General features: G+C 71.4%; 18 protein-coding genes. 8 read left to right on the top strand and 10 right to left on the bottom strand.

Going from position 1 to position 22,597, the window contains the following annotated elements:
• Positions 1–180: 180 nt before the first annotated feature.
• Positions 181–1,248 (bottom strand): zinc-dependent alcohol dehydrogenase family protein, encoded by a 1,068-nt coding sequence (locus ACWGKQ_RS19190; RefSeq protein ID WP_453293137.1) that lies wholly within the window; start codon positions 1,246–1,248, stop codon positions 181–183.
• A gap of 274 nt (positions 1,249–1,522) precedes the next feature.
• On the opposite strand from ACWGKQ_RS19190, the gene ACWGKQ_RS19195 reads away from it, so the two are divergent.
• Both ACWGKQ_RS19195 and ACWGKQ_RS19200 read left to right on the top strand, forming a co-directional pair.
• Positions 1,523–1,936, top strand: a complete 414-nt coding sequence (locus tag ACWGKQ_RS19195; protein WP_453293107.1) for an STAS domain-containing protein — start codon at positions 1,523–1,525, stop codon at positions 1,934–1,936.
• Between the two features lie 127 nt (positions 1,937–2,063).
• On the top strand, positions 2,064–2,645 hold the full coding sequence (locus tag ACWGKQ_RS19200) for an Rv1733c family protein (protein ID WP_453293108.1): 582 nt from the start codon (positions 2,064–2,066) through the stop codon (positions 2,643–2,645).
• Between the two features lie 212 nt (positions 2,646–2,857).
• On the opposite strand, the gene ACWGKQ_RS19205 is transcribed toward ACWGKQ_RS19200, so the two are convergent.
• From ACWGKQ_RS19205 to ACWGKQ_RS19220, 4 genes are all read right to left on the bottom strand, one after another.
• Positions 2,858–3,763, bottom strand: a complete 906-nt coding sequence (locus tag ACWGKQ_RS19205; RefSeq protein WP_453293109.1) for a universal stress protein — start codon at positions 3,761–3,763, stop codon at positions 2,858–2,860.
• Between the two features lie 233 nt (positions 3,764–3,996).
• Positions 3,997–4,491: a flavodoxin domain-containing protein gene (locus tag ACWGKQ_RS19210; RefSeq protein WP_453293110.1), complete on the bottom strand. Its 495-nt coding sequence runs from the start codon at positions 4,489–4,491 to the stop codon at positions 3,997–3,999.
• 16 nt (positions 4,492–4,507) lie between these two features.
• Positions 4,508–5,236: a CBS domain-containing protein gene (locus ACWGKQ_RS19215; protein WP_453293111.1), complete on the bottom strand. Its 729-nt coding sequence runs from the start codon at positions 5,234–5,236 to the stop codon at positions 4,508–4,510.
• A 19-nt stretch (positions 5,237–5,255) separates the two neighbouring features.
• Positions 5,256–7,949, bottom strand: coding sequence for a bifunctional acetate--CoA ligase family protein/GNAT family N-acetyltransferase (locus tag ACWGKQ_RS19220; RefSeq protein WP_453293112.1), 2,694 nt, complete (start codon positions 7,947–7,949; stop codon positions 5,256–5,258).
• 299 nt (positions 7,950–8,248) lie between these two features.
• On the opposite strand from ACWGKQ_RS19220, the gene ACWGKQ_RS19225 reads away from it, so the two are divergent.
• Positions 8,249–9,820, top strand: a complete 1,572-nt coding sequence (locus tag ACWGKQ_RS19225; RefSeq protein WP_453293113.1) for an oleate hydratase — start codon at positions 8,249–8,251, stop codon at positions 9,818–9,820.
• Between the two features lie 69 nt (positions 9,821–9,889).
• Here ACWGKQ_RS19225 and ACWGKQ_RS19230 read toward each other — a convergent pair whose 3' ends face one another.
• Positions 9,890–10,540, bottom strand: a complete 651-nt coding sequence (locus ACWGKQ_RS19230) for a CBS domain-containing protein (RefSeq protein WP_453293114.1) — start codon at positions 10,538–10,540, stop codon at positions 9,890–9,892.
• A gap of 215 nt (positions 10,541–10,755) precedes the next feature.
• Here ACWGKQ_RS19230 and ACWGKQ_RS19235 point away from each other — a divergent pair, with 215 nt between their 5' ends.
• Together ACWGKQ_RS19235 and ACWGKQ_RS19240 are read left to right on the top strand one after the other, a co-directional pair.
• Complete coding sequence (locus ACWGKQ_RS19235; protein ID WP_453293115.1) at positions 10,756–11,658, top strand: universal stress protein; 903 nt, start codon at positions 10,756–10,758, stop codon at positions 11,656–11,658.
• A 305-nt stretch (positions 11,659–11,963) separates the two neighbouring features.
• Entirely contained in the window at positions 11,964–12,653 is a 690-nt protein-coding gene (locus ACWGKQ_RS19240) for a CBS domain-containing protein (RefSeq protein WP_453293138.1), read from the top strand.
• A 36-nt stretch (positions 12,654–12,689) separates the two neighbouring features.
• Here the strand turns inward: ACWGKQ_RS19240 and ACWGKQ_RS19245 are convergent, their stop codons facing one another.
• The 4 genes from ACWGKQ_RS19245 to ACWGKQ_RS19260 form a co-directional block, all read right to left on the bottom strand.
• The gene (locus ACWGKQ_RS19245) at positions 12,690–13,343 is read right to left on the bottom strand and encodes a CBS domain-containing protein (protein WP_453293139.1); all 654 of its coding nucleotides are present in this window, start codon (positions 13,341–13,343) and stop codon (positions 12,690–12,692) included.
• A 375-nt stretch (positions 13,344–13,718) separates the two neighbouring features.
• Entirely contained in the window at positions 13,719–14,141 is a 423-nt protein-coding gene (locus ACWGKQ_RS19250; protein WP_453293116.1) for an Hsp20/alpha crystallin family protein, read from the bottom strand.
• A gap of 129 nt (positions 14,142–14,270) precedes the next feature.
• Positions 14,271–15,185, bottom strand: coding sequence for a universal stress protein (locus tag ACWGKQ_RS19255; RefSeq protein ID WP_453293117.1), 915 nt, complete (start codon positions 15,183–15,185; stop codon positions 14,271–14,273).
• Positions 15,186–15,413: 228 nt separating this feature from the next.
• On the bottom strand, positions 15,414–15,620 hold the full coding sequence (locus tag ACWGKQ_RS19260) for a hypothetical protein (RefSeq protein WP_453293118.1): 207 nt from the start codon (positions 15,618–15,620) through the stop codon (positions 15,414–15,416).
• A 351-nt stretch (positions 15,621–15,971) separates the two neighbouring features.
• On the opposite strand from ACWGKQ_RS19260, the gene ppdK reads away from it, so the two are divergent.
• From ppdK to adhE, 3 genes are all read left to right on the top strand, one after another.
• Positions 15,972–18,656, top strand: coding sequence for a pyruvate, phosphate dikinase (gene ppdK / locus ACWGKQ_RS19265; protein WP_453293119.1), 2,685 nt, complete (start codon positions 15,972–15,974; stop codon positions 18,654–18,656).
• A 253-nt stretch (positions 18,657–18,909) separates the two neighbouring features.
• Complete coding sequence (locus tag ACWGKQ_RS19270) at positions 18,910–19,629, top strand: CBS domain-containing protein (RefSeq protein ID WP_453293120.1); 720 nt, start codon at positions 18,910–18,912, stop codon at positions 19,627–19,629.
• Positions 19,630–19,749: 120 nt separating this feature from the next.
• A complete protein-coding gene (adhE, locus tag ACWGKQ_RS19275) occupies positions 19,750–22,458 on the top strand; it encodes a bifunctional acetaldehyde-CoA/alcohol dehydrogenase (RefSeq protein ID WP_453293121.1) in 2,709 nt (902 codons plus the stop codon).
• Positions 22,459–22,597 lie beyond the last annotated feature (139 nt).

The following is a 22,597-nucleotide window of genomic DNA, read 5'->3' on the forward strand; positions in this document are numbered from 1 at the left end:
GGAGCGTAAGGGCCGGTCGGCCCCGCGCACGTGACCATCGGCACCTGTACGGGTCCGTGGCCCGCGAGAGACTGGCCTCAGGAGCGGCACCGATCCCCCGCGGTGCCGTTCCGTCCGTACCCACGGCGCCTTTCCCGGCGACCTCGAACAGACCCGTGATACGACGCCCGGATCCCGTCGTCAGCCCGCGCGGACCGCGACCTCGTGCTGCTCCCCGCCGAGCACGACCTTGAGGGCACCGGTGTCGGCGGCCCGGGCGAAGACGTCATACGCCTCGTCCATGTGGTCCAGCGGGAAGGTGTGGGTCACCAGTTGGGCGGTTGGCAGCCGGCCGGCCGCCGTCATCCGCAGCAGGGTGGGCGTGGAGTGGGTGTCCACCAGACCCGTGGTGATGGTGACGTTCTTGATCCACAGGTCTTCGAGGTGCAGCGTGGCCGGCTTGCCGTGGACACCGATGTTGGCGACGTGGCCACCGGGCCGTACCAGACGGGTGCACAGCTCGAAGGTCTCGGGCACGCCCACGGCCTCCATGACGACGTCCGCGCCGAGCCCGTCGGTAAGGTCCGCGACCAGTTGCTCCGGCGCCTCCCGGGCGTCGACGACGGCGTCGGCCCCGAGCCGCTTGGCCGCCTCCAGCCGGGCGGGAGCCAGGTCCACCACGACGATCCGCTCAGGACCGAACAGGCGTGCGGTTGCGATCGCCGCGAGACCGATGGGGCCCGCGCCGACGATGGCGACGGTGTCACCGGGACGCACCCGGCCGTTCAGGACGCCCACCTCGTACGAGGTCGGGAAGATGTCCGCGAGGAGCACGGCGTCCTTGCTGTCGACCGTGCCCGGCAGCGCGTGGACGGACAGGTCCGCGAAGGGGACGCGCACGTACTCGGCCTGGGTGCCGTCGACCAGGTGGCCGAGGATCCAGCCCCCGCCGCCCCGGCACTGGCCGTACATCCGCTCCCTGCAGTAGGAGCAGCGCCCGCAGGAGGTGACGCACGAGACCAGCACGCGGTCTCCGGGCCGTACAGTCCGCACATCGCTGCCGATCTCGACGATCTCGCCCACGGCCTCATGGCCCAGCACCGTACCGGGCTGCACCTCGGGCACATCGCCCTTGAGGATGTGCAGGTCCGTCCCGCAGATCGTCACGGCGTCCACGCGCACGATCGCGTCGGTGGGTTCCTTGATGCCGGGGTCCGGGACCTCTTCCCAGGCGGGCTGCCCGGGGCCGTGGAAGACGAAGGCCTTCATGATGTCGCTCACCCTTCTTGGTCCGGCGCGGGACCTGGGAGTCGGCGGGCGCCGACGGCGGGTGCCGGGACGCCTGACAACACCGGTTCCACCCCGCAGATCCAGCCTGCCCCGTCCTGACGGGGTCCGCTTGGGCCGTCCGGCCCTCAGCCGCCTGCCGCACGGGCACCGTGGGCGGGGGCGCCGGAACCCGGGCCGTCCGGGCCCGGCCGCCGAGATCCGAGGGGCCGAACGGCCCTTCCGGACACCTCGCCGACTGGACTTGGCTGCGTCCATGACCGACAACCACACCAGGTCCGCCACGTACCACACGGCGCTCACCGACGACGGCACCACCGTCGTCACCCTGCACGGCGAACTCGATCTCCTGGCGGTTCCGGTCCTCTCCACGGCGCTTGACGCGTTGACGGCCGGTGCGGAGCCCGATCTGGTGCTCGACCTGAGTCCCGTCTCCTTCATCGACTGCTCCGGCCTCGGCATCCTGTGCCGGGCACGCAACCGGGTCCGCTCACGGATCGGCAGACTGCGGCTTGTCCCGCCCGGCGGCGATTTCCCACGACTGCTGCGCGGCACGGGCCTCAGCGGCGCCTTCGAGCTGTACCCGGGAGTTCCCGAGGCCCTTGCCGGCAAGGCCGCCCCGGGACGGGCCTCCGCCGCGGTCGCGCGGCCCGTCCCTGACAGGGGCTGAACGTCCCTTTTCGGCAGCGGAGTTGGCCTGAGCGGCCCCGCGCATGTCCCTGGTCGGCCCATGCCCTGGCCCACGGTCGGCTGCCACTTTCGGAAGTGTCATCACGACCAGGAGGAGGTGCGCACCGATGCGCAGGACCAGGCACATGAAGAAGCTGCTGTGGCGGTGGCGGAGCAACCCGTTGCGGCGACGCGACGACATCATCGAGGCCTGGATCGTCCTGGCCGTATGGACGCTCGTCGCGGTGGGCGGGACCGTCACCGGAGTGGTGACCGCCCGGGCCGCGGACGACGTCTTCGCGCAACAGCGGACGGAGCGGGAGTCCGTGCGGGCCGTGCTCCTCTTCGACGTCCCGGACAGCGTCAGCGGGATCGGCACGACGGGCGAGCGCACTACCACCACGGTGGTCTGGACCGCACCCGACGGCACCACGCACACCGGCCGGACCCTCGTGGACACCGGCAGCCTGGCTGGCTCCACGGTCACGGTCTGGGAGGACCGCCAGGGCCGGCTGACCAGCCGGCCGCCCAGCCCCACGGCGGCTGCGGTCGAGGCCGGTGCCCTGGGGACGGCGGCCGGCATCGCGCTGGCCGGAGCGGTCGCGGGGGCGGGTGCGATCGCCCGCTGGCGACTGGAGCAGCGGCGGCTGGACACGTGGGGCCGCGAGTGGACGTCCGTCGGACCGCGCTGGGGTCACAAGACCGGCTGACCCATGGCGAAACGCGTGAACGGCACGCCCGTTGCGGAAGCTCGGCAGGGCGTCGGTGACCGTGCACGGCGTGAGCCGGCTGTACGGCACCGCGCCCTTTCCCGGCCGCTCCCCGCTCGGCGCGCTCGTCCGCATCGCGTCCGACGGGGTCACCCGAGGCGTCTACGCCGGCGAAACCCAGGCCACCCCGCCAGTCCACGGCCGACACGAGGTCAGCTGTGGGCGACGACAGCGACGGGCGCGGCGACATGGTGCAGAGCCGCATGGGCGACATGGCCGATGTGGGCGCCGATCGAACCGGCGCGGATACGACGGCCGACCACGGTCAGCGAGGCATCGCGGGCGGCATCAACGAGCACCTGCGCGGCGCTCCCGCACCGGCTCGCCTCGATCACTTCGACGCCCGGGAACTTCTGCCGCCAAGGACGCAGTACCTCGGTCAGTGCGGCGGCATTCTGGCGCGCCAGCTCCTCGTGGAGTTCGGCGTCGCCGGGGAAGCGGTAGTAGGAGATGGCCGGGTCGGGCCAGGCGTGGACCGCCCGCAACGGTGCCTCGCGGTGCGCCGCGGCGTCGAAGGCGAACTCCAGCAGCGTGTCGTCCGGGTGCCTGGTGTCCAGGCCGAGCACGACAGGCCGGAACGGCGTGGCGGCGGACGGGACGCCCGCCGGATCCATCCCGTGCTCGTCGGCGGCCTGCTCCCCCGCGCGTACGAGGACCACGGGGCGCTCCGCGCGGGCTACGACGGCAAGGCTCACCGAGCCGACCATGAACCCGCCGATGCCACCGAAGCCCCGCGAGCCCAGTGCGAGCAGGTCGGCGCGGTCGGCCGCCCCGCACAGTGCGTCGACGACCGTACCTGTCAGCTGTTCCGTGATCACGTCGACACCGGGGTGGCGCAGCCGGATGCCTTCCGCGAACTCGTGTGGCACCTGCTGGGTCCACCGCTGGTGCGTCTCGGGCCCCACCAGCGGAGCCTGCGCCAGGGGCTCGGGAGCCGGCTCCCTGACGTGCACGATGTTCAGAGGCAGTCCGCGCAGCCGTGCCTCGCGCGCCGCCCACTCTGCGGCGGCCCGGCTCTCGGGCGATCCGTCGAGTCCTACGGTGACGGTTCGGAGCATGATCTTCACCTCGGCCTGCCCGCTCTCCGTGGAAGCGAGCGGCTGCCACGACTGTGACGTCGTGCCCGTCGGGGAGCCCGCCGGGAATCCGGAGTCGGGTACAGCACCATTCTGGGGAAGCGGCGGCGATCGTGCGAGCTCACCTCGCGGCAGACCGCAAAGTGAGCGGGCCTCACCGGCATGTCCTGGTGAGGCCCCCTGCTGCTGTCGTGCGCCCGATCTGTCGAGCACCGTCAGTGTTTCAGCTCCCCGGCGATCCCGGCCGCCCACGCCTCGACGGCCTCGAAGTCCCGGAAGTCGCCACCCTTTCCGGAGTGCAGGATCCTGCGCGCCAGCCAACCGTCCGCGTCCTCTTCGAGGCAGCCGCCGAAGGTGGCGTGGCCTCGGGCGTGCAGGTCCTGCATCGCGCGGCGCACCGCGCGCACGGGCGGGATGTCCCGCTCGGAGGCGGAGGCGTCGAGCGGACCGCTGCTGAAGAACCACACGGGCCGCTCGGCGAGATCCTTGCGGTGACGGCGGACGAACGTCCGGGCGTCCTTGTGCCAGCGGCCGGCGTACAGCCCGCCGCCGACCACGACCGCGTCGTACCGGTCCACGAAGGGCACGGACGCGGCCCGCATCGTCTCGACGGTCAGCCCTTTCTCACGCAAGGTGTCGGCGATCGACTCGGCGATGTGCGCCGTGGATCCGTTCCTGGTGCCATAGGTGACCAACACGGTGCCAGTCATGGGGATGATCCTCCTCTCACAGTCCGCGCGGCCAGTCGTCGGCCGCGCCGTGCAGTGCCTGCTCCTCGCGGATGCGGGCGTCGTCCAGGCGGTAGGTGAGCTTGTCGATGACGTCGACCACGCCGTCGATCCGGCGGGTCATGGAGACGGCGATCTCTGTCTCGGTCCGGTGTTCCATGTGGCCGGTGAGCGTGACCAGGCCCTCCGCCACGGCCACGTCGACGCTGCGGGACGGCAGCCACAGGGCGCGGATCAGGACCTCCTTGATCACTTCGTCGCGGATCTCGTCGTCGGGGCGCAGGAACACCTGGAGCAGGTCGCTCCGGGTGACGATGCCGACCAGCCGGTCCTCCTCGTCGAGGACGGGGAGCCGCTCCACACGGTGTGCGGCCATGGTTCGGGCGGCCTCGACGATCGTGTCGTCGGCGTGCACGGTGACCGGCGGGTCCGACATCAGTTCTCCGGCCGTGTGGGCCTGCGCCTTGGCCGCCTGCTTCCTGGCGCTGCGCGTCAGTTGCCCGAGTGGTGCGCGACGCTTCACCCCATAGGGTCCGGGGGTGGCGGTCTGGTGCACCATCAGGTCCGTCTCGGAGACGACCCCGATGACCTTGTCGTCGCCGTCGACCACCGGGAGTCCGCTGATGCGATGGCCGGCGAGGAGCCGTGCCACCTCCTTGAACGGTGTGTCGTACCCGGCATGGACGACGTCCGTGGTCATTACGGAGCCGACCTTGTTGTGCCTCATATCGGTTCCCTCCCCGGCTTCAGCGGAGTCGGCGCAGGTAGGGGTCCTGGGGGCGGCGCGGCAGCAGTCGTACCCGTGCGTCGAGCACGGTGGTGCCGCCCGGCGCGGCCAGGACCGGGTTGAAGTCGGCCTCGGCGAGCTGCGGCAGGTCCGCCGCCATCCGGGACAGCCGCAGCAGCAGTTGTTCCAGGGCTTCGAGGTCGACAGGCCCGTTGCCGCGCGTGCCGAGGAGCAGGGGCGCGCAGCGCGGGGACGTGATCAGGTCGTGCACGTCGTGGTCGGTGAGCGGGGCGAGCCGGGCCGCGTGGTCGGCGAGCACCTCGGTGGCCGTGCCGCCGAGCCCGAACAGCACCAGCGGGCCGAAGACCTCGTCCTGGACTACGCCGGCGAAGAGCTCGGTGCCGCGCTCGGCGAGCGGCTGGACGACCACGCCGGTCATCAGGCGGCTGAAGCGGGTCGCCAAGTCCCGGTACGCGTCCCGCACTTGAGCCTCGCCACGCAGGTCGAGACGGACCGCGTGCTCCTCGCTCTTGTGGACGAGTCCCGGCCAGTGGGCCTTGAGGACGACCCGGCCGTCGGCGCCGCGCAGCCACTCGGCGGCGTGAACGGCCTCGTCCTCGGTCTCGGCCCAGGCCCACGGGATCTGCGGGATGCCGTAGCAGGCGAGCAGGTCGGCGCAGGCGCGCGGGTCGAGCCAGCCGCCGTCCGGGTGCGCGGCCAGGTAGGTGTCGGCGATGGCGTGGGCCCGGTCGGTGTCGATGCCGTCGAGTTCCGGCACCGTTCCGGCAGGCCGGGCCAGCCAGGCCGCGCGGTCGGCCGCGTGGGCCAACGCCAGTGCCGCCGCCTGCGGTTCGGCGTAGGCCGGGACGGTGCCGTCGTCCGCGGCGGGCAGCAGCCTGACCGGCAGATCCTGTTCCAGGCGTACAGCGAGGACCGGCTTCGCACGCCGGCCGGGCGCCGAGGTGAGGGCCCGTACCAGGTCGTCTCCGGTGGCGGTGGCGACGGCGGTCGGGACCAGGGCGACGACGATCGCGTCGACGCCGTCGTACCGCATGAGCCGGTCGACGCAGTCCGTGAGCTGTGCCTCGCTCACGGCGGCGGTGGCGTCGACGGGGTTCCCGACGGCGGCGCCCTCGGGGAGTACGGCGAGCAGGTCGTCGATCAGCTGCGGGGTCGGCGTCGGCAGGCTTAGCCCGGCCTCGGCGCAGGCATCGGCGGCGAGTACTCCGGCACCGCCGGCATTGGTCACGATCACGACGCGACCGCCTGTCGGCAGCGGCTGGGAGTGCAACAGCGCCGCCGCTTCGAGGAGTTCGCTGACCGAGCGGGTCGCGGTGATGCCTGCCTGGGTGAACAGCGCACCCCGGGTCATGGTCTGGGTGGCGGCCGCCGCGGTGTGCGAGGCGGCCGCCCGCCGGCCCGCGTCGGTGCGTCCGGCGTCCACGGTGAGCACCGGCATACGGCGGCTCACCCGCCGGGCGGTACGGGAGAAGGCCCGTGGGTTCCCGAACGACTCCAGGTGCAGCAGAGCCAGCTCAGTGCGGCCGTCGCTCTCCCACCACTGGAGCATGTCGTTGCCGCTGACGTCGAACTTGTCGCCGAGCGAGACGAACGAGGAGACGCCGATACCGAGCCTGGACAGCCCGTCGAGCAGGGCGATGCCCACGCCCCCGGACTGCACGGCGACGCCCGCGGTGCCTGGGCGGGGGTGGTCGGCGGCGAAGGTGGCGTCCAGGCGGAGCGCCGGGTCCGTGTGGGAGACACCGAGGCAGTTGGGGCCGACCAGACGCATGCCGTGGGTACGGCATGCGGCCAGCAACGCCTGTGCCTGCGCGGCGTCAAGGCCCGCGGTGACGACAAGGAGGGCGCGTACGCCCGCCCTGCCGCACTTCTCGGCGGCCTCCGGGACGGCGGCGGCGGGTACGGCGACGACGACCAGGTCCGGGGTGACGGGCAGGGCCGCCACCGAGGGGTACGACGGCACACCGAGGATCGAGTCCGCGGCGGGGTTCACGGCGAACAGGCGCCGGGTGTAGCCGCCGGAGTGCAGATGATGCAGGATCGCCCGGCCCACCGAGCCCGCCTTGCGGCCGGCGCCGACAACAGCCACCGACTCCGGGCACAACAGCGGCCGGAGGCTGGCCACATCGGCCGCCCGGCCCCGCTCCTCCACGGCCGAGAGGTAGGAGTCGTCCTCGTCCAGTTGGATGGTGCAGCGCATCTCGGGGCCCTCGAAGTGACGGGCGGTCCGCAGGCCGAGGTCGGCGAAGAGCCGCAGTATCTCGCGGTTCTCGCTCAGCGCGTCGGCCGCGAAGACGGTGATGCCGTCCGCGCGGGCGGCGGAGACCAGGTGCTCGACGAGCAGGGTCCCCACACCCCGGTGGTGCACCCCGTCGGCAACCGCGACGGAGATCTCCGCGGTGTGCTGCTCCCCGACCGTCTCGTACTCGGCCAGGCCCAGCACCCGGCCCTGTGCCTCGGCCAGCAGAGCCCGGTAACCCGGGCGGGCCGGGGCGCAGGCGCGGTCGGCCGCCATGACGGCGGAGCGCCGGCTCGCCCCGAAGAACCTCATCCGGAGGTTCTCCGGGGACATCGCGTCGTAGAAGTCCCTCAGCCGCCCGTGATCGCCGGACGTCACGGTCCGGATGCACACGGTGGTCCCGTCCGCGAGCAGCGCGTGGGTCGGGGGGCGCACAAGCAGGTCGTCCGTCATCGCTCTCCTCCAAAACCGGTTGGCACTGCGAGCATCAGGCGTGGCGGGGCCGGGTCCCATGGGCTGTCCGGGGCGAGGTGGGGGGCCGACCGGCCCTGACTGGGACCCACGCTGGGTCCGCGCGTCGCCGTCCTCGCTCTGATCGGAGGCGCTCGCCCAACTGCTGGATCGACAACCGCGCCAGAGGGCCGCCCGGACCCGGCCGGTGACCAACGGCCCCATGACGGCGTCGCCCCCGCCAGGGAAGCGTGAAAGGTGCTGGTTCCCATCGACGGACGCAAACGACGAGGAGTGGTGTCATGGCGAAGGCATATCTGGTGGGCAGCGGAATCGCGTCGCTGGCCGCGGCGGCTTTCCTGATCCGCGACGGCGGGTTCGACGGTGCGGACATCCATCTCTTCGAGGAGCAGATGGGCATCGGGGGCAGCCTGGATGCGGGCGGCACGGCGGAGGCCGGCTACACCATGCGTGGCGGCCGGATGTTCGAGGCCGAGTTCCGCTGCACGTACGACCTGCTGTCCGGCATCGCCTCGTTGGACGACCCTTCGGTGTCGGTGACCGAGGAGATCCTGGCCGGGCACGAGGAGTTCGCCTGGGACGACATCGCCCGGCTGGTCGACGGGGACGGAAAGATCGTCGACACCCGCTCGATGGGGTTCTCCGAGCGCGACCGGCTGGACCTGGTCCGGTGCCTGGCGGCCCCCGAAGGGCACCTGGACGACAAACGGATCACGGACTGTTTCGGCGAACACTTCTTCACCACGAACTTCTGGTTCATGTGGTGCACCACGTTCGCCTTCCAGCCCTGGCACAGCGCGATCGAGTTCCGCCGCTACCTCCGGCGCTTCGTCCACCTCTTCCCCGAGTTCGCCTCGATGTCCGGCATCCACCGCACCCGCTACAACCAGTACGACTCCATCGTGCGGCCCCTGGCCGACTGGCTGCGCGGGCAGGGCGTGACCATCCACCCCGGGTGCAAGGTCACCGATCTCGACTTCGCCCCCGGAATCGGCAACGTCACCGTGAAGGCCATCAGGATGATCCGGGCCGGCCGCGAGGACAGCATCGCCGTCGCCCCCGAGGACCTGGTCCTGGTCACCAACGGCTCCATGACCGACGCCTCCAGCCGGGGCACCCACACCTCACCCCCGCCTCCGCCCGCCTCCCGCTCGGACGCCTGGCTGCTCTGGCACCGGCTGGCCCGGGGACACGAGAACTTCGGGAACCCCGATGTCTTCGACAAGCACGTGAAGGAATCCCGCTGGGAGTCGTTCACCGTCACCGCCAAGGACCCCGCCTTCCTCGACGCGCTGGCCGCGTTCAGCGGCCGGGATACCGGCCGGGGCGGCCTGATGACATTCACCGACTCCAACTGGCTGCTCACCATCGTCGCCAACCGCCAGCCCGTCTACCGCAACCAGCCCGAGGGCGTCTGGGTCTGGTGGGGCTACGGCCTCTTCCCCGGCCGGGCCGGCAACCACACGCCCAAGCCGATGACCATGTGCTCCGGCCGGGAGATCCTCGAAGAGGTCCTGCACCACCTGCACTTCGACGACCGCACCAGTGCCCGCGTCCTGGAGACCTCCATCGTCATCCCCTGTGTGATGCCCTACATCACCAGCCAGTTCCTGGCCCGCCGCCGCGACGACCGGCCGCAGGTGGTCCCGGAGGGGTCGGTGAACCTCGCCTTCATCGGGCAGTTCGCCGAGGTGCCCGACGACGTCGTCTTCACCGTCGAGTACTCGGTACGAACGGCCTGGACGGCCGTGTCCCAGCTGCTGCACCTCGACACGCGGCCGCCGGCGGTCTACAAGGGCCACCACGATCCGCATGTCCTGGCCGCGGCCCTGGAGACCATGCACCACCGGTAGCCCGTGCAGCGAAGGGGAACATGGGGCAGCCCTTGTCCTTGGACATGGACGCCGACGGAATTGCCGCCCCTACGGTGCCGTGCCCTCGCGCGGGATGTCGAACTCCACGTCCACCACCCCTTCGACGGTCCTGACCAGACGCGCTGCCACGGGGACCAGGGCCGTGTCATAGATGCGGCCCGCGAGCGTAACGACACCGTCGCTCACCTCCACCCGGACGGCCGACGACGGGGCAAGGTACGACCCGATTTCGCGCCGCACCTCGTCGGCGATCTCCGCGTCGCCCCGCAGGAAGACCTTGAGCAGGTCGCCCCGGCTGACGATCCCGGCGAGCAGACCGGCCTCGTCCACCACGGGCAGCCTCTTGACTCCTTCTCGCGCCATGGTGCCCGCGGCCTCGGAGAGGGTGGCGTCGGGCCTGACCGTGATGGCAGGGAGCGACATGAGGTCTCCCGCGGTGAGGGCGTCCGCCTTCGCCACGTCGACCGGCTGGCGCAGCTGGAGGTAGGCCGCGTCGGGGTCGTCCCGGAGTTCCTCGTTGGCCAGCAGGTCGGCCTCGGACACCACGCCGACCACCCGGCCCGCACCCTCGATCACCGGCAGGGCGCTGACCTGCCGGTCCCGCATGAGTCGCACGATCTCTTTGAAGGGGGCGCGGCGGCCGACGGCAGCGACCGTGCGGGTCATGACATCGCTGACGTGGTGTGGGGTGCCGGACATGGTGACTCCGTCGGACTCGGGGGACATATCGGGCTCTTTCCAGGGTGCGCCGGACGGACAGAACGAGCCAAGGGCTGCCTGGCTGTCCCACCGGCCGTTCGGCTTCCGTGCCGCATGGGCCGCTCGCGCCGCACTGGGGTCCTGTGGCCCTTGACCCCGGCCACCGTCTCGGCGTCACGCTGGTTGTCTCAGCCCTACCTCGGGAGGTGGAGACCATGTCCGCTACCGTCACCGTAGGTCTCGACGGGTCGCCGGAGAGCCGGGCGGCAGCCGAGTGGGCGGCGCGGGAGGCACTGCTTCGGGCACTGCCGCTGAAGATCGTGTGTGTCCGGGAGCCGGCACCCCGGTTTGTCGCCCAACCCCTGTTGTTCGACCCCGAGGCCTATCAGCAGTGGGTCGAGCGAATGGCGCACGAGTCCGCAGAGGGCATTCGGCTTCGTCACCCGGGCATCACGGTGATCACCGAGCAACCGACGGGGACCGTGGCCGACGTCCTGAACGAGGCGGCGGGCTTCGCCGAGCTACTGGTGCTCGGCTCCCAGGGACTCGGTGGGTTGGGCGGGTTCGTGGTCGGCTCGGTGAGTCTGGCCGTCGTGGCGCGCGCCGAACGCCCGGTGGTGCTGGTTCGCGCGGCAGAGCAGGCCGCCGACGAACACCGGACGGCCCCGGTCGACGTGCCGTCCGCCGAGGTGCCGTTCCGGCCGGTGGTACTCGGCCTCGACATCGATCACGCGGACGACGCCCTGTTGGAGTTCGCCTTCGACGCGACCGCACGCCGGAAGACCACCCTGCGGGTCGTCCATGCCTGGCCCGAGCCGCCGGCCTCCCGCGGTCGCCACGGCATGGCTGAACTCCGCGACTCACTTGAGCGCGGACAGGCCTCTCTCCTGAGCAAGTCTCTACGTCCCTGGCGACAGAAGTTCCCGGACGTCGAGGTGATCGAGGCGAGCCGGTGCGGCAGCGCGTCGCAGGTCGTCGTCGACGACGCCCGTGACGCGTCGCTGGTGGTGGTCGGCCGACGTATTCGTACCGGATCGTTCGGTAGGCACATCGGCCATGTCACCCATGCCGCTCTGCACCACATCGCGGTCCCCGTCGCAGTTGTCGCACACGGCTGATCTGCCACGCAGCGGAGGGCAAGCCACGGGCGAACCGGGGGTACGCCTTCGGTGAGCCCGTGAACCTCCCCATGGCGCCGGTGTCGAGATGACGTCCGCGGCCCTTGCCGGCAGCGCACAGGTCGCGCTGACGGCTGTCCCACAGGCGTCGGCCCTCGCGGGCCTGGCCTGGGCCGGTCGGGCTGCGTCGGCCAACCGTCCGGGCCGAAGGGTCTCCGATACGGGCCGCTCGGCCCATGCCCAGGGGCAGCTCGCGGCGCAGCCTGAAGGTGTCGCGGAACGGCACCCAGCTCCTGGAGGACGCCATGAACGGCACTCCCATCGTCGTCGACGACGTGATGACCCACCGGGTCGTCGCCTTGCGTACCGGGGCGGCCTTCAAAGACATCGTGAAAACGATGCGCGAGTGGCGGATCAGCGCCCTCCCTGTCCTTGACGACGGCGGACGTGTCGTGGGCGTGGTCTCCGAAGCGGATCTGCTCCCCAAGGAGGAGTACAGCGAAGGCGACCCGGGCCGCTACGGACAGGTACGGGATCCCGCCGAGGTCCGCAAGGCGGAAGCGGTGACCGCCGGCGAGCTCATGAGCACGCCCGCTGTGACCGTGGGACCGCACCACACTCTCGCCCACGCGGCGCGTGTCATGGCCCGCACCAGGGTCAAACGGCTGCCGGTCGTCGGCCGCGACGGAACCCTGAAGGGCGTCGTCAGCCGGTCGGACCTGCTGAAGGTCTTCCTGCGGGACGACGCGGACATCGCCGAGGAAGTCAGGCGCGAAGTCGTTGTACGGCTCTTCGGCACACACTCCGACGGGGTGCGGGTCGAGGTGCGCGACGGCGCCGTGATCTTTACCGGGCGGGTCCGGGAAACCGCTCTGATCCCGCTCGCCGTCCTCCTTGCGCGGGCCGTGCCCGGCGTGGTGGACGTGTGCTGCGAACTGTCGGGCCCGCACCGCCGTCCGGACGTGCCCAACCCACAGCGGGCGGCCCCCGCCTGACCCCGGCTCCCTGCGAGTCCGTCGCCGGATCGGGGTTCACGCGGCGTCGGGGGCGGTGAGCCGGCAGTTGACGCCGATCACGCCTTCGACGCCCCGGACCAGACGTGCGGCCAGCGGAATCCGGGCGGCATCGCCGACACGTCCTGTCAGGGTCACGACGCCCTCGGTGACCACGACATGTACGGGCTCGATCGGGGCCGGGAAGAGGACGTCGACGACGTCGCGGCGGATCTCGTCGGCGAGATCGTTGTCCGGGCGCAGAAAGACCTTCAGCAGGTCGCCACGGCTGACCACGCCTTCGAGCGCGCCCTCGGCATTCACCACGGGCAGCCGCTTGACGTGCCGCAGAGCCATGATCCGTGCTGCCTCGGCGAGTGCGGCGTCGCTGTGGACGGTGACCGCCGGTGTGCTCATCAGCTCTTCGGCGCGTACCGCCCCGGCCTTGGCCAGGTCGGGCAGCCGGCGCAGCTGGGTGAACCGGTCCGGATCACTGTCCCGGAATTCCTCCTTGGGCAGCAGGTCGGCCTCGGAGACCACCCCGATCACCCGCCCGTCGCCCTCCAGCACGGGCATCGCGCTGACCTTGAACTGCTCCATGCGCTCGACGATGTCCTTGAACAGGGTCTCGCGGCCCACGGCCACGACAGCCCGTGTCATCACGTCACCGACCCGGTGCGGGCTGCCGTGCATGGTCTTCTCCTCATGATGCCGGGTGGTCATGTCAGGCCTCCGCGTGTCTCGACAACGGCCGGGCAGCCGCGAAGCAGACCTCACGGGCGAGAGGCACGAGCCGTCCGCGGTGCACCGGTCACGAGCCGCGTTCATGGCCGGAGCCATCCCACCGGCTGCCCTTCCTGTGCTGATGAAACCAGCCTGCGCGCGCCCGGGCTCCAGCGCCACAGACCATCCGGTCCGGCAAGGACCCTTGCCAGACAGGGCAAGCACATCCATGCTCCCGCCCGACGCACGTGGTCCTACGGGGGCGGCAGCACCCCGTTTCGACAGTGTGCGCGGCCGGCGAGCGACCGGCCGCGCACACCTGGTGCGACTACGGCGTGCCCTGTCTCAGCCGCGCCGAACCGGGATGGTCCTGGTTCCCGCCTTCTCCTCCGGGACCGGGACCATGATGGTCAGCACACCGTCCTTGTACTGCGCGGCCGCGTCGTCGCCCTTCGCAGCGGAGGGCAGGCGGACCGAACGGGCGAAGGTGCCGTAACGGAACTCGGTGCGGTGCTTCTCCGTCTTCTCCTCGCTGCGTTCGGCGCGCAGGGTCAGCACGTTCTCCTCCACCGTGATCTCGACGTCCTTGTCGGGGTCGATGCCGGGGAGTTCGGCGCGGAGGACGTAGATCCCGTCCTTCAGGTGTTCCTCGATGCGGATGCCGTGGAGTCCCGCAGGCAGACGTGTCCCGGGGATCCCTCCCTCGACCCAGCCGAACAGCTCGGGCAGTGCCGGGAAACCGGGCAGGCGCTCCATCATGCCGTTCATGCTCTGCCTCCTCTCCTTCCTGGTCGCTTCCAGCGTCCCGCGATGTCGGCAAGCGATGCGTGGGCCGTCCGGGCCCCTGCTGGACCCGGACGGCCCTCGCCTCCGCCGCCGTTCCCGCGTCGGCCCCGGTCAGTCGTGCGGCACCACCGCGACCGCCGCGGAGGCGTGTTGCAGCACCCCATGGGTCACGGGGCCGATGCGGCCGCCGACCGAGGCCCGGCGCCGTTTTCGTCCCACGACGACCAGCGCGGCGTCCCGTGACGCGTGTACGAGGTGGCGGCCGGCGCCGCCGACCACGGCCTGTGCGCTGACCTCCACGCCAGGAAACTTGTCCTGCCAGGGCCGCAGGACATCGCCCAGCCCCTCCCGTATCTCCTCCGCCAGTTCGAGGTTCAGCCCCGCGTCCAGGGCGGCGCCATAGCCGTAGGAGGCCGCCTGCGTCCAGCCGTGGACCACCCGCAGACGGGCCACTCGACGACGGGCGGTCTCGAACGCGAACTCGATGACGGCGTCGTTCGGATTCTCGACGTCCAGGCCCAGGACGATGTCGCGGTAGGGGGTGGTGATCGACCCGGCGCCCGCGGCGTCCGGCAGATGCTCGTCCTCGGCGCGCTCACCGGCCCGTACGAGGACGACGGGCCGCTCGGCGCGCGCCACGAGGGCGAGAGCGACCGAGCCGACGATGAATCCGGGCACGGTGCCGAGGCCCCGGGACCCGAGGACCAGCAGTTCCCCGTCCTCGACGGCTGTCAACAGGGCGGGGACGGCCTGCTCCTGGACCTGCCGGCTCGTGATCCGGAGCCCGGGGTGGCGCCCGGCGAGCCGGGTCTCGGCCTCGCGCAACAGGTCGGCGGCCCATGCGCGCCGTACGCCGAGCATGTCCAGTGCCGGAAATCCCGCGTACGGGACGAACATGGGGCGCGGTGGGTCATCGGCATGTACGAGGCACAGGGGCACGTCGCGTTGTGCCGCCTCGCGAGCGGCCCAGTCTGCGGCGGCGAGGCTTTCGGGCGAGCCGTCGAGACCGACGGTGATGGCGGACATGTGCGGACCTCCTTGGGGGATGCACGCTCAGTCTCCGAGGCACGCGCACGTGACAGGAGGGGCCCGAGGTCCCTCCCACGGGGCCCGATCGGCCCTCTGGGACGCGGGAGACGTGCGGCTCCACCGCGAGGTGACCGCCCGGCGTGATCGCCGTGCCCCCGGCGCATCGACCGCAGTGGGCCAGGGACCATGTCCCCGGCCCACTCGGAACCTTGTCTGCCGCGCGCGTCAGGAGTGCACCGACGTGCGATGGTCCTCCCGGACCGCCCGGTGCCGGATCGGCTGGTGGGCCGGAGGCCTCCGGTGCGCCCGACGGCTCTGCAGCCGGACCACGAGGTCGTCGAAGAACGCGGCGAGGACGCACGTGAGTCCCAACGCCAGCACGAGCAACACCGCGAACCTCTCCCAGAACTCCGGTGTGAGACTGGTACCCAATGTCCTCGCCCTCCCTGATCTGTGTCGTTCTCCCTGCTTCCAGCCAACTCCGGCTCAGGCTGGCGCGCATGAGCCAAGGGGGTCGGGCGGAGGTCCGACGGGGCCCTTGCGCGCGGGGCCGCATGGACCCTGGGGCCGTCGGTCCGGGAGGGCCTCTCACTGCCACGGCAACCACGGCGACCACAGCGACCGTCGGCAGTAGGACATGGTGACGAACCATGCCGAGTTCTCCAGCTCCCGCCTGGGCCGGTCGGCCCAGTGGCAGGGACCGACAGCACCTGCCCCCGCGATCCCGGCGGCCCGACGCTGGAGCTGTACCCCGCCCTGAGACCGACGGAGGAGACCGGCGTCATGATCCGTTACGTGTACGACTTCACAGAGGGCGGCCGTGACAAGGCCGACCTGCTCGGCGGCAAGGGAGCCAACCTGGCCGAGATGACCCGGCTGGGGCTGCCCGTCCCGCCGGGTTTCACCGTAACCACCGAGGCCTGCCGGGCGTTTCTCGCCACCGGCGCCGAGCCGGACGGTCTGGCGGGCGAGATCACCGAGCACCTGACGACCTTGGAGCGGGCGGCCGGACGGCGGCTGGGCCGGTCCGACGACCCGCTGCTGCTGTCCGTCCGCTCCGGGGCGCGGTTCTCGATGCCCGGCATGATGGAGACGATCCTCGACATCGGACTCAACGACGAGTCCGTCCTCGGCCTGGCGAAGGTGTCCGGGAACGAACGCTTCGCCTGGGACTCCTACCGTCGCCTCGTACAGATGTTCGGTAGCATCGTCATGGGGGTCGACGGCGCTCTCTTCGAGCACTCCATGGCCGACCTCAAACGGGACCGTGGCGCGGCGAACGACCTGGGCCTGGAAGCGGCGGACCTGGCGGGGCTCGTCGGGACGTACAAGGACATCATCCGTCAGGAGACCGGAGAGGACTTCCCGCAGTCCCCGGACGAGCAGCTGCGCCGGGCCGTCCTCGCCGTCTTCGAGTCCTGGCAGGGCGAACGCGCCCGCGTCTACCGCCGCCGCGAGCACATCGCCGATGACCTGGGCACCGCGGTCAACGTGCAGACCATGGTCTTCGGCAACCTCGGCCCCGACTCCGGCAGCGGCGTCGCCTTCACCCGCGACCCGGCCACGGGACTGCCCGGCCTCTACGGGGACTATCTGGCGAACGCGCAGGGCGAGGACGTCGTCGCCGGCATCCGCAACACCGTCCCGCTGACCGCCCTGGAGGAACTGGACCCGGCCTCGTACACCCAACTGCTCGGCCACCTGCGGATGTTGGAGACCCACTACCGCGACCTGTGCGACATCGAGTTCACCATCGAGCGCGGCCGGCTGTGGATGCTGCAGACCCGGGTGGGCAAGCGCACCGCCGAAGCCGCGTTCGCCATCGGCGCCGAGCTGGTCGACGAGGGCCTGATCACCGCCGATGAGGGTCTGTCCCGCGTGAGCGGGGACGGCCTCGCCCGGCTGATGTTCCCCCGGTTCGACACCGCGGCCGTCGGCGAGGCGCTGGCGCACGGTCTGCCGGCCTCGCCGGGTGCGGCCGTGGGCGCCGCCGTGTTCGACTCGGCCGAAGCCGTCCGCCGCGCCACCGCGGGCGAGAAGGTCGTCCTCGTACGCCAGGAGACCACCCCCGACGACCTCCCCGGCATGATCGCCGCGCAGGCGGTGCTGACCAGCCGTGGCGGCAAGACCAGCCACGCGGCCGTGGTCGCCCGCGGCATGGGCAGGGTGTGCGTGTGCGGCGCCGAGGAGCTCTCCGTGGACACCGCGGCGCGGCGCTTCACCGTGGGAGACACCGTCGTCGAGGAGGGCACCGTCGTCTCCGTCGACGGCTCCGGGGGCGCCGTGTACCTGGGTGCCGCGCCGCTGGTCGACTCCGAGGTGATGCGGTACTTCGAGACCGGTGAGCGGTCGGCGGGACTGGTCGACGCCGTGGCCCGGGCCATGGAGCGGGCCGACGGGGTGCGGCGTCTTGAGGTGCGGGCGAACGCCGACACGCCCGAGGACGCCGCCCGGGCCCGGCGGTTCGGCGCGCAGGGCGTCGGGTTGTGCCGCACCGAGCACATGTTCCTCGGCGAGCGCCGCAAGCTGGTCGAGGCGATGATCCTGGCCCGCGACGAGACCGAGCGCAAGGATGCGCTGGGCGCACTGCTGCCGCTCCAGCGCCAGGACTTCATCGGCATCCTGGAGGCGATGGACGGCCTGCCGGTCACCATCCGGCTCATCGACCCGCCCCTGCACGAGTTCCTGCCCGACCGCACCGACCTCGCCGTGCGGATCGCCACCGCCGAGGCCCGGGGCGCGGTGCCCGAGCCGCACGACACCGAGCTGCTCGACGCCGTCAACCGCATGCACGAGGAGAACCCGATGCTCGGCCTGCGCGGTGTCCGCCTGGGCCTGGTCGTGCCGGGGCTGGTCGCCATGCAGGTGCGTGCGATCGCCGAGGCGGTCGTGGCGCGCACGAGGGCAGGGGGCTCCCCCGAGGCGGAGATCATGGTGCCGCTCGTCGGCGCGGTCGAGGAGCTGCGGATCGAACGCGAAGAGGTGGAACGCGTCCTTGCCGAGGTCGCCGAGGAGTCCGGTGTCCCGGTGCACTGCCCGGTCGGCACCATGATCGAGCTGCCCCGGGCCGCGCTCACGGCCGGCCGGATCGCCGAGGAGGCGGAGTTCTTCTCCTTCGGCACCAACGACCTCACCCAGACCACCTGGGGCTTCTCCCGCGACGACGTCGAGGCCGCGTTCTTCTCCGCCTACCTCGACAAGGGCATCTTCGCCGCCTCACCGTTCGAGACGCTGGACATCACGGGCGTGGGCCGGCTGGTGCGGATCGCCGTCGACGAGGGGCGCGCGCGGCGACCTGACCTGAAGATCGGCGTCTGCGGTGAACACGGCGGGGATCCGGACTCGGTCCACTTCTTCCATGCGGCGGGCCTCGACTACGTCTCCTGCTCACCGTTCCGCGTCCCGGTCGCCCGCCTGGAGGCAGGACGGGCCGCGCTCCCCGAGACGGGGACGAGCGACAGCAGGTGACAAGGGTCGGGCTCCGTGGCGGAACGGCCCCGCACCGACGGCAGCGGGACCTTCTGCTCCCGGGTCCCGGAGACCCACCCACCGAGCCGTGGGCGGGTCAGACCCTCCGCACAGGACACTCGGCCCTGCTCGGCACGAGGCGCGGGAGGGAGCCTTGAACCAGGTATCGGATCCGGCCGGCGACGGCCCGCCCCGCACGCAGATCCGGTGGACGACCCGACCTGGACACCGGATGAGGAAGGAAGTGGGTGCCATGGCCCGCATCGTCGGTGAGGTGATGACAGGCGACGTCGTCGAGGCGCACCGGGACACGTCGTTCAAGGATCTGGTGCGGTTGCTGGACCGGCATCGGATCAGCGGGCTGCCCGTCGTGGATCACGACGACAAGGTCGTGGGCGTGGTCTCCGAGACGGATCTGATCCGGCACCAGGCAGCCACGTCCGTATCCGGCCGGACGGGAAGGCTCCGCATCCCTCCGCTGAGGCGCGGGGCCCGTCGGGCGGCCGCGGTCACCCGCGCCGGGGCCGGCACCGCACAGGAGCTGATGACGACGCCCGCGGTCACCGTGCATCCGGAACAGCGGATCGCGGACGCCGCGCGCGTGATGGAACGTCACGGCGTCGAACGCCTCCCGGTCGTCGACGAGGAGGACCGGCTGATCGGCATCGCCACCCGCCGGGATCTGCTGCGTGTCTTCCTGCGCACCGACGACGAGATCCGCCAGGAGGTGTCCGACGAGGTGGTGACCCGTGCCCTGGGCCTGCCGGCCGACACTGTGACCGTGTCGGTCCGGGACGGCATGGTCACGCTCACCGGGGCCGTCAGTCAACGGGACGACATCCCGCTCGCGATCCGGCTGACGTATCGGGTGGACGGAGTGGTCGGCGTTGTCAACGGGCTGAACGTCCGCATCGATTCGGGACCGGTCAGCCCTCCGAAGGGACCGGCGGGACCTGGGGGCGGGCCCCGCTGAAGAGAGACGCTGCTGGTGGGAGCGGTACCGATCCCCCGCAGTACCGCTCCCACCCCGTGCTCTCACCCCGCGCCGCCGCCCCTGCGGCGGCGGTCTCTCGACGACGGAGGCTCGCCCACCATGACCCGCCACGACGACCGCAGCGAGACCACCGGACTCACCGAGGCGCCGTCCGACAGCGCCATCGCGGTGGACCGGCTTGTGGCGAACGGACTCAAGGCACTGGCCGACTACGAGGCGCTCGACCAGGAGCAGGTCGACCACATCGTGAAGAAGGCCTCGGTCGCCGCCCTGGACCAGCACACCGCGCTCGCGCGACTCGCCGTGGACGAGACCGGACGCGGAGTCTTCGAGGACAAGGCCGCCAAGAACATGTTCGCCTGTGAACACGTCACGCACAGCATGGGCCCGATGAAGACGGTCGGGGTCATCGCCCGCGACGACATCGACGACATGATCGAGGTCGCCGAGCCCGTCGGCGTCGTGTGCGCGGTCACACCGGTCACCAACCCGACCTCCACCACGATCTTCAAGGCGCTGATGGCGCTGAAGACCCGCAACCCGGTCGTGTTCGCCTTCCACCCCTCCGCCCAGCGCTGCAGCGCACAGGCGGCCCGTGTCGTGCGCGACGCGGCGGTCGCGGCGGGTGCGCCCGAGCACTGCGTGCAGTGGATCGAAACCCCCTCCGTCGAGGCGACCGGCGCCCTGATGCGGCACCCGGGTGTCTCGCTCATCCTCGCCACCGGCGGCAACGCCATGGTCAAGGCCGCCTACTCGGCCGGCAAGCCCGCCCTGGGCGTGGGCGCCGGCAACGTCCCCGCGTACGTGCACAAGAGCGCCGAGCTGCGCCGAGCCGTCAACGACCTGGTGCTGTCCAAGCCGTTCGACAACGGCATGATCTGCGCCTCCGAACAGGCCGTCATCCTGGACGAGGAGATCTACGACGCCGCCCTGGCCGAATTCCGTACGCTGCACGCCCACGTGGCGACCGCCGAGGAGAAGGCGAAGCTGGAGGCGTTCCTGTTCCCGGCCTCCCGGTCGGCCGACAAGGCCACGGTGGCCGGCTGCGAGCCCAAGGTGAACTCCGCGGCCGTCGGCCAGAGCCCGGCGTGGATCGCCGAGCAGGCCGGGTTCACCGTACCGGCCGACACGTCCCTCATCCTGGTCGAGGCCGCTCAGGTCGGCCCGCAGGAACCGCTCACCCGGGAGAAACTGTGCCCGGTCCTCGCAGTCCTGCGCGCCGACTCCGAGCAGCGGGGCTTCGACCTCGCCGCCGACATGGTCGACTTTCACGGGCAGGGCCACAGCGCCGTCATCCACACCGAGGACAGCGCCCTGGCCGAGGCGTACGGCCGACGCATGAAGACCGTACGGATCATCGTCAACTCACCCTCGTCGCAGGGCGCGATCGGCGGGATCTACAACAGCCTGCTCCCGTCACTGACGCTCGGCTGCGGTTCCTGGGGCAGCACCTCGGTCTCCAACAACGTCTCCGCGGCCCAGCTCTTGAACGTCAAGCGCGTCTCGGTGCGCCACAACAACCTCCAGTGGTTCAAGGTCCCACCGAAGATCTACTTCGAGCCGCAGTCCATCCGCTACCTGACCTCCATGCCGGACGTCCACCGCGTCACCGTCGTCACCGACGCGACGATGACCCGCCTCGGCCTCGTCGACCGGGTCGAGCGCGTGCTGCGACGGCGCCGGGAGCCGGTCACCATCCAGGTCATCGACAACGTCGAACCCGAGCCCAGCATCGACTCCGTCCGGCGCGGCGCCCGCCTCATGGGCGACTTCCGCCCCGACACCATCATCGCCCTCGGCGGCGGCTCCCCCATGGACGCGGCCAAGGTGATGTGGCTGCTGTACGAACAGCAGGCCGAGGGCAAGGACGTCGACTTCGCCGACATGCGCCACAAGTTCTCCGACATCCGCAAGCGCGCCTTCCGCTTCCCGACACTGGGCGGGCTGGCCCGCCTGGTGTGCATCCCCACCACCTCCGGCACCGGTGCCGAGGTGACCCCGTTCGCCGTCATCTCGGATCCCGCCACCGGCAAGAAGTACCCGCTGGCCGACTACGCGCTCACTCCCAGCGTGGCCATCGTCGACCCGCTGCTCACGACCGGGCTGCCCCGGGCGCTGGCCGCCGACAGCGGCTTCGACGCCCTCACCCACGCCATCGAGGCGTATGTGTCGGTGTACGCCAACGACTTCACCGACGGCCCGGCCCTGCACGCGATCCGGCTGATCTTCGACAACATCGGGGCCGCGGTGAACGACCGCGCGGCACAGCCCAGGGCCCGGGAGAAGATGCACAACGCCGGCACCATCGCGGGCATGGCGTTCGGCAACGCCTTCCTCGGCATCGTCCACGCGATGTCCCACACCCTCGGCGCCACCTTCCACATCGCGCACGGGCGCACCAACGCCGTTCTGCTGCCGCACGTCATCCGCTACAACGGCACCGTCCCCACCAAGCTCACCGGCTGGCCCAAGTACGAGAACTACCGTGCTCCGGAACGCTTCCAGGACATCGCCCGCACCCTCGGCCTGCCCGCCACCACGCCCGCCGAGGGCGTCGAGTCGCTGGCCTCGGCGGTGGAGCGGCTCCGCGACGCGGTGGGCATCGAGCCGACGTTCCAGGCCCTCGGCGTCGACGAGCGCGCGTTCCTCGACGCCCTGCCCCAGCAGGCCCTCAACGCCTACGAGGACCAGTGCGCGCCCGCCAACCCGCGGATGCCCATGCTCGACGACATGCAGGAGCTCATGCGCCTCGCCTACTACGGCCGTACGCAGGACCGTCCCGCCCATGAGCAGGCGGCACGGCCGTAGCGCGCATCAGCGCCGCCGTCGCGCCGGCGTCCGTTCAGGGCGCCGGTCGTGACAGGGGCCGACGGGCCGATGCCGCAGAGCCGTCCGGCCCTGGTGGGAGAAGCCCGGCGGGGCCGGTCCTCCCCAGGTGACGGGCCCT

It is taken from the genome of Streptomyces sp. NPDC054770, assembly GCF_053611985.1.

Coding starts and splice junctions, on each gene's coding strand:
- ACWGKQ_RS19235 (WP_453293115.1), top strand. CDS start 10,756: ATGTCCGCTACCGTCACCGTAGGTCTCGACGGGTCGCCGGAGAGCCGG.
- ACWGKQ_RS19225 (WP_453293113.1), top strand. CDS start 8,249: ATGGCGAAGGCATATCTGGTGGGCAGCGGAATCGCGTCGCTGGCCGCG.
- ACWGKQ_RS19220 (WP_453293112.1), bottom strand. CDS start 7,949: ATGACGGACGACCTGCTTGTGCGCCCCCCGACCCACGCGCTGCTCGCG.
- ACWGKQ_RS19215 (WP_453293111.1), bottom strand. CDS start 5,236: ATGAGGCACAACAAGGTCGGCTCCGTAATGACCACGGACGTCGTCCAT.
- ACWGKQ_RS19195 (WP_453293107.1), top strand. CDS start 1,523: ATGACCGACAACCACACCAGGTCCGCCACGTACCACACGGCGCTCACC.
- ppdK (WP_453293119.1), top strand. CDS start 15,972: ATGATCCGTTACGTGTACGACTTCACAGAGGGCGGCCGTGACAAGGCC.
- ACWGKQ_RS19240 (WP_453293138.1), top strand. CDS start 11,964: ATGAACGGCACTCCCATCGTCGTCGACGACGTGATGACCCACCGGGTC.
- ACWGKQ_RS19255 (WP_453293117.1), bottom strand. CDS start 15,185: ATGTCCGCCATCACCGTCGGTCTCGACGGCTCGCCCGAAAGCCTCGCC.
- adhE (WP_453293121.1), top strand. CDS start 19,750: ATGACCCGCCACGACGACCGCAGCGAGACCACCGGACTCACCGAGGCG.
- ACWGKQ_RS19200 (WP_453293108.1), top strand. CDS start 2,064: ATGCGCAGGACCAGGCACATGAAGAAGCTGCTGTGGCGGTGGCGGAGC.
- ACWGKQ_RS19245 (WP_453293139.1), bottom strand. CDS start 13,343: ATGCACGGCAGCCCGCACCGGGTCGGTGACGTGATGACACGGGCTGTC.
- ACWGKQ_RS19210 (WP_453293110.1), bottom strand. CDS start 4,491: ATGACTGGCACCGTGTTGGTCACCTATGGCACCAGGAACGGATCCACG.
- ACWGKQ_RS19270 (WP_453293120.1), top strand. CDS start 18,910: ATGGCCCGCATCGTCGGTGAGGTGATGACAGGCGACGTCGTCGAGGCG.
- ACWGKQ_RS19190 (WP_453293137.1), bottom strand. CDS start 1,248: ATGAAGGCCTTCGTCTTCCACGGCCCCGGGCAGCCCGCCTGGGAAGAG.
- ACWGKQ_RS19250 (WP_453293116.1), bottom strand. CDS start 14,141: ATGAACGGCATGATGGAGCGCCTGCCCGGTTTCCCGGCACTGCCCGAG.
- ACWGKQ_RS19205 (WP_453293109.1), bottom strand. CDS start 3,763: ATGCTCCGAACCGTCACCGTAGGACTCGACGGATCGCCCGAGAGCCGG.
- ACWGKQ_RS19230 (WP_453293114.1), bottom strand. CDS start 10,540: ATGTCCGGCACCCCACACCACGTCAGCGATGTCATGACCCGCACGGTC.